3 protein-coding genes are annotated in these 6,585 nt (G+C 39.8%); 1 reads left to right on the forward strand and 2 read right to left on the reverse strand.

What is annotated here, in order from left to right; genetic code table 11:
* Positions 1 to 458 precede the first annotated feature (458 nt).
* Both purL and QZ620_RS12980 read right to left on the reverse strand, forming a co-directional pair.
* A complete protein-coding gene (gene purL, locus QZ620_RS12975; RefSeq protein WP_295182399.1) occupies positions 459 to 4,118 on the reverse strand; it encodes a phosphoribosylformylglycinamidine synthase in 3,660 nt (1,219 codons plus the stop codon).
* A gap of 130 nt (positions 4,119 to 4,248) precedes the next feature.
* The gene (locus QZ620_RS12980; protein ID WP_295182402.1) at positions 4,249 to 5,463 is read right to left on the reverse strand and encodes an RsmB/NOP family class I SAM-dependent RNA methyltransferase; all 1,215 of its coding nucleotides are present in this window, start codon (positions 5,461 to 5,463) and stop codon (positions 4,249 to 4,251) included.
* A gap of 72 nt (positions 5,464 to 5,535) precedes the next feature.
* On the opposite strand from QZ620_RS12980, the gene QZ620_RS12985 reads away from it, so the two are divergent.
* Positions 5,536 to 6,552 (forward strand): oxidoreductase, encoded by a 1,017-nt coding sequence (locus QZ620_RS12985; protein WP_295182404.1) that lies wholly within the window; start codon positions 5,536 to 5,538, stop codon positions 6,550 to 6,552.
* Positions 6,553 to 6,585 lie beyond the last annotated feature (33 nt).

Here is a 6,585-nt window from a genome sequence, read left to right on the forward strand (position 1 = left end):
TGTCGTTCATGAAAAGGAAAGATTTTAGATATACCTTGCAAAATAGCAATTTTCAAAGCTCATTCAAATCAAATATGATAAAAAAAAATCTTATTGTTTGCGTATTTACTAAAATGTGACCTATAAATACTATCTATAAAAACTGTTAATTATTCCTTAAACTCTTCAGTATCAATCTAAATTCAGCTTTTTCATATGATTTTTTTCCGCTGAAATCTAAACACTTTTCTAATCAAAAAAAAATTGACATTTCAGTTCAATTAGAATTGTTGATGACTTTTCAAATTTATCAGCGCACTTGTGGATTCAATCTCTACCAGAATAATGCATTTCTCGCTACTAAATTTATAGTCTCAAGGAATTTTATGGATCTTATATTATGGGAAAAAACACAACTATATAGATTTGTGCTACCGGTTTGAAAACAAAAAAGGAACCGAATGGTTCCTTTTTATACTCTATTTCTCCAGCCATTTTCTGGCATTTACAAAGCCTTCCAGCCAAGGTGACACTTCATCTTCGCGTCCATCTGGATAATTTGCCCAGTTCCATTGGAACGTAGATCGTTCCATGTGAGGCATCATAACCAGGTGCCTGCCGCTGGCATCTGTAAGTGCTGCTGCGTTATAATGTGAGCCGTTTGGATTCGCCGGGTAGCCTTCATAAGCATATTTTCCCACGATGTTATAGCGGTTTTCCTCATATGGGAAACTGAATTTACCTTCACCATGTGCTGCCCATATTCCTAACGTACTTCCCGATAAAGTGGAAAGCATAACAGAGTTGTTGGGCGGAATCTCTACGGAAGTAAAATTACACTCAAATTTCTGCGATTCATTATGAAGCATCTTCGGTTTTTGCTCATGTTCCTCATTAATAAGGCCTAGCTCAACAAACAGCTGACATCCGTTACAAACTCCAAGACTTAATGTATCTTCTCTCTTAAAGAAATTTTCCAGTGCAGCCTTTGCCTTTTCATTATATAAGAAGGCTCCAGCCCATCCTTTTGCACTACCAAGAACATCTGAATTTGAGAATCCTCCAACAGCTGCAATGAAATGTATGTCTTCAAGGTTTTCTCTTCCGGAGATCAGGTCGGTCATGTGCACATCTTTCACGTCAAAACCTGCGAGGTACATCGCCCGGGCCATTTCCCTTTCAGAATTAGAACCTTTTTCACGAATGATCGCGGCTTTTATTCGCGGTTTCTTAGCATCCAGTTCAGGTAATTTTCCAGTAAAATGTTCTGGAAATTTAAATTCGAGTGGTTGCCTCTTATAGTTGTTGTATCGCTCAGTTGCTTTATCTATCCCGCTTTGACGTTCATCCAGTAAAAAACTGGTTTTGTACCAGGTGTCTCTTAATTCGGCAATATGAAAATGGAAAGTATCATCATCAACTTTAATATTTAGCGCTGTACCTTCAGTCGCAGTTCCAATCTTATGATAGTCTATTTCAAGTTCTTTCATAAAAGTTTCCGCAGCATCATCTTTAGCCTGGAATACTATTCCGCAGCTTTCATTAAAGAATAACTTAATGATATCTTTTTCGCCTAGTGCACTCAGGTCAAGATTTGCACCTAAATTGACATCGGCAAAACACATTTCTAGCAAAGTAGTGATCAATCCGCCAGATGCTACATCGTGACCAGCTGCGATCATATCGCTCTTGATCATGGATTGCATGGCGTTGAAGATATTACTGAAACGCTCATCGTTCTTTACAGTAGGAGCTTCATCGCCAACTTTATTAAGAATCTGGGCGAAAGTAGAGCCTCCCAGTTTATAATCATCTCCGGAAAGATTGATATAATAAATACTTCCTGAGTTTTTCTTTAATACCGGTTCTACAACCGCTTTAATATTGTCGCAATGCCCTGCAGCAGAAATTATCACCGTCCCTGGTGAAAGAACATCGCCATCTTTGTATTTCTGTTTCATGGAAAGCGAATCCTTTCCGGTTGGTACATTGATCCCCAGAGAAATTGCAAAATCTGAAATTCCTTTTACTGCTTCATAAAGTCTTGCGTCTTCACCTTCGTTATTACAGGGCCACATCCAGTTCGCGGAAAGTGATATAGATTTAAGTCCTTTTTCTAAAGGAGCCCAGATGATATTTGACAAGGCCTCTGCAATAGAATTACGGGAGCCAGCTACAGGGTCAATCAATGCAGAAATAGGGGAGTGTCCAATGGAGGTTGCAACTCCTTCCTTGCCTTTGTAATCCAATGCCATCACTCCGCAATTGTTTAAAGGCAACTGTAAAGGTCCTGCAGTTTGCTGTTTAGCAACGCGCCCAGAAACACAACGATCCACTTTATTAGTAAGCCAGTCTTTACAGGCGACAGCTTCTAGTTGCAAAACTTGTTGTAAATACTCGTGAATTTTCTCCTGTTGATAATTGAGTTTTTCATAATTGCGAGTAATCGTTCTGTCTTCCATGATCGTTTTAGGAGAGCTTCCAAACATATCTGCCAGAGCAAGATCCATTGGTTTATCGCCAGATTTCATGCCTTTAAAGGTGAATCTATAATCACCGGTTACGTTTCCAACTTCATACATTGGAGAACGTTCACGATCTGCGACTCTTCTCAAAGTATCGAGATCTTTCTCGCCAATGACCAGTCCCATTCTTTCCTGGGATTCATTTCCAATAATCTCCTTAGCAGAAAGGGTTGGATCTCCAACAGGTAAACTATCAAGGTCTATCTTTCCACCTTTTTCTTCTACCAGCTCACTTAAACAGTTCAAGTGACCACCGGCGCCATGATCATGGATAGAAACAATGGGGTTGTGTTCGCTTTCTACCATTCCACGAACGGCATTTGCAGCTCTCTTTTGCATTTCCGGATTGGAACGCTGGATGGCATTCAATTCTATACCACTGCTAAATGCACCAGTATCTGCTGAGGAAACAGCAGCGCCACCCATTCCAATTCTATAGTTTTCTCCACCAAGAACGACGATCCTGTCATTTTCTTCAGGAATATCCTTTAATGCCTGGTCCTTTTTTCCGTAGCCAATACCACCGGCGAGCATGATCACTTTATCGTAACCCAGGGAGCGCTCGTGTTCGCTATGTTCGAAGGTAAGTACAGATCCTGATATTAGTGGCTGACCAAATTTGTTACCAAAATCTGAAGCTCCATTAGATGCTTTTATCAATATGTCCATTGGTGTCTGGTACAACCATTCACGTTTTTTCATTCCATTTTCCCATGGTCGATCTTCTTCCAGTCTGGAATACGAGGTCATATAGACTGAAGTTCCTGCCAAAGGAAGTGAACCTTTACCACCAGCAAGCCTGTCCCTGATTTCTCCACCACTACCAGTCGCGGCTCCGTTGAATGGTTCCACAGTCGTTGGAAAATTATGAGTTTCAGCTTTTATGGAAATGACAGATTCGAAGTCCTTTATTTCATAATATTCCGGAACATCGGGAGCTTTGGGAGCAAACTGTTCAACAACAGGTCCATTTATAAACGCGACGTTATCCTTATATGCTGAAACGATCTCGTTTGGGTTCTCTTCGGAAGTTTTTCTTATCAGTTTAAATAGAGATACTGGTTTTTCCTCGCCATCAATAACAAAAGTTCCATTAAAGATCTTGTGTCTGCAATGTTCTGAGTTCACCTGGGAAAAACCAAAAACTTCGGAATCTGTAAGTTTTCGATCCAGTTTTACTGAAAGATCCTCCAGATATTTAACTTCTTCAGCATTTAATGCTAAACCTTCCTGTTTATTATAGGCTGCGATATCATCGATTTCTATAATTGGCTTAGGCTCAACATGAATATCAAAGATCTCCTGATCGAGTTGCTTGTATTTCTGAGATAACATTGGATCAAAATCAGAAAAATGTTCGTCAACTTTCAGAAATTCCTCGATTCTAATGATTCCGGTAATTCCCATGTTCTGAGTGATCTCGACAGCATTCGTACTCCAGGGAGTGATCATTGCGGCACGTGGACCAACAAAAAAATCTGCCAGAGCAGATTTATTTATTTGAAGAGTATTTCCAAAAAGCCAGTTTAGTTTTGAAATAGACTGTGCAGAAAGGTTGGAATGCGTTTCAACCGCAAAAACCTTGGTAGTTTGATTTCCGAAGAAAAGGATCATGTAAGTTGTGTTTGTGTTGTTTTGAACAGGACACAAATTTACTTTTTTGCCTTCAATTCATGAAATTAAAACTTGTCAATATCATATCTATAAAAGGACAAATTTTAATGCTTCGGAAGTATTCCTATTTCTAGGTCTGTTTTTCCAGTAGCGCCATATAGAATCCATCATAGCCACTTTCACTGGATAGAATCTTCTTTTCTCTTAGCAAACGGAATTCTTTACCTTCATCTGTTTTTAGAAACTTCTGAACCTGTTTATCATTTTCTGAAGGAAGGATGGAACAGGTTGCATACACCATTTTTCCACCTTTTTTCAAGATCCTGGAATATTGCTGAAGGATCTCAGCCTGAGTTTTGTTGATCTTTTCCAGAAACTCTGGTTGTAATTTCCATTTCGCATCTGGATTTCTACTAAGAACTCCGAGTCCGCTACATGGAGCATCGATTAAAACCCTGTCTGCCGAATTATATAATTTTTTGATCACTTTCGTGGTCTCAATATTTCTGGTTTCCACGTTATGAGCGCCGGCACGTTTAGCGCGTCGTTTTAATTCCTTCAATTTATTTCCATAAATATCCAGCGCAATGATCTGGCCTTTATTCTCCATAAGTGCAGCCAGGTGAAGGGTTTTTCCACCTGCGCCTGCGCAGGTATCTACAACTCTCATTCCTGGTTGTACGTCAAGAAATTCTGCCACTCTTTGAGAATTTGCATCCTGAACTTCGAAAAGGCCATCCTGGAAGGCTTTCGTTCTAAAAACGTTAGAGCGCTCTTTGAGCTCCAGTGCCTCAGGGTAATTTCTGACTTTATTAGTTTCAATACCTTCTTCCAGTAGAATACCAGCCAGTTTATCAGGATCAGTTTTTAAGCTATTGGCTCTTAAAACTACCGGTGCCTGTGTATTTAAAGCGCTTAATTCCTGCGTCCATATCTTTTCACCTAATTCCTTAACACCAAGTTCATCCAACCAGTCTGGTACAGATTCTCTGAATTTTCGAGTTCTGCTTAGTTCGTCAAATTTACCTTTGATCCGTCTTACCGGAGTACCTTCAAACTGTGGCCATTCCGGGATCTTAACGCCTCTAAGTACACACCATACAGCGAAGATCCTAAACAGGTCCTCTCTGGAAAATGGTTCTTTTACCTCAGCAATTTCAGCATATAATCTTTTCCACCGAACTATATCGTACGTGGTTTCAGCAATAAAACTGCGATCTCTTGATCCCCATCTTTTATCACGCTTCAGCGTCTTTTCAATTACCTTGTCGGCATATTTTCCATCGTTGAAAATTTCAGCAAGAGCATCTATAGTTGCAAAAACGAGATTTCTGTGTAGGCGCATAATTCTTCTTTAAGCCGGCAAAGTTACGTTTTTTTGATTCGGAAAAATCTATATTTGAATCAAATCTATTTTATGAAAAAACTGGTACTACTTCTATTGGTCCTTACTGCAGGTTGCAAAAATAATAATGAGTCTGAAGCTGATGATTCAGCCTCTACAAGTAAACGTGAAAAGTTTAGTGAGGTTCATATCGAAAATATACTTGAAGATGATTCATTGAGCATCAGGGCGATACAGGTGATTGGTGAGAACCTGGCCTTCGCAGCGAATAAAGGGACTTATGGTTTGTATAATGCTACGACCAAAACCTGGAAGACGAATACTCAGGCTTATGATAGTATTTATCCCGAGTTTCGAGCCATCGCAAGCACTTCGAACGACTTCTTTATGCTTGGGGTAGGAAGTCCGGCGTTGTTATACAAAACTGGGAATAATGGCCAGTTAGAACTGGTCTATAAAGAAGATGATGAGAAGGCTTTTTATGATTCCATGACTTTCTGGAATGATACAGAAGGAATTGCGATGGGCGATCCTACTGATGGCTGTATTTCTATTATAATCACGAGAGATGCCGGAAAAAACTGGAAAAAACTTGACTGTGAGCAACTACCTGCAACTGCCGATGGTGAAGCAGCTTTTGCAGCCAGTAATTCAAATATTGCAATTTATAAGGATGAAACCTGGATCCTTACAGGCGGGATGAAATCGAGAATTTTGTATTCTCCAGATAAGGGGAAGAACTGGAAGATTTTTGATACCCCACTTGTTCAGGGAACTGCCACTTCAGGAGGTTATAGTGTTGACTTTTTTAATTCTGAAATTGGATTCATCATTGGTGGAGATTATACCAAATCAAAAGAGAATAACGGAAACAAAGCGATCACGAAAGACGGTGGTAAAACCTGGAATCTGATCGCGGAAGGGCAGGAGCCTGGCTATAGAAGTTCGGTTAGATTCGTTCCTGGTAGTGATGGAAATATGCTACTGTCAATTACATGTATTTTCTGCCAACCTTTAGGGCAACCAAGAAGGTTTGTATCTGTTTCTTTTGTAGGCTCTAATTTCATAGTTAATGTCCCGCCAACATGATAACCTCCCGATGCAATAGCATCTTGAACAAAG

Origin of the sequence: uncultured Christiangramia sp., from assembly GCF_913046405.1 — a bacterium.
GTDB classification, from domain to species: domain Bacteria; phylum Bacteroidota; class Bacteroidia; order Flavobacteriales; family Flavobacteriaceae; genus Christiangramia; species Christiangramia marina.

Bases quoted from the DNA above. Each gene is read 5' to 3' on its own strand.
- purL (WP_295182399.1), bottom strand. From the start codon at position 4,118: ATGATCCTTTTCTTCGGAAATCAAACTACCAAGGTTTTTGCGGTTGAA.
- QZ620_RS12980 (WP_295182402.1), bottom strand. From the start codon at position 5,463: ATGCGCCTACACAGAAATCTCGTTTTTGCAACTATAGATGCTCTTGCT.
- QZ620_RS12985 (WP_295182404.1), top strand. From the start codon at position 5,536: ATGAAAAAACTGGTACTACTTCTATTGGTCCTTACTGCAGGTTGCAAA.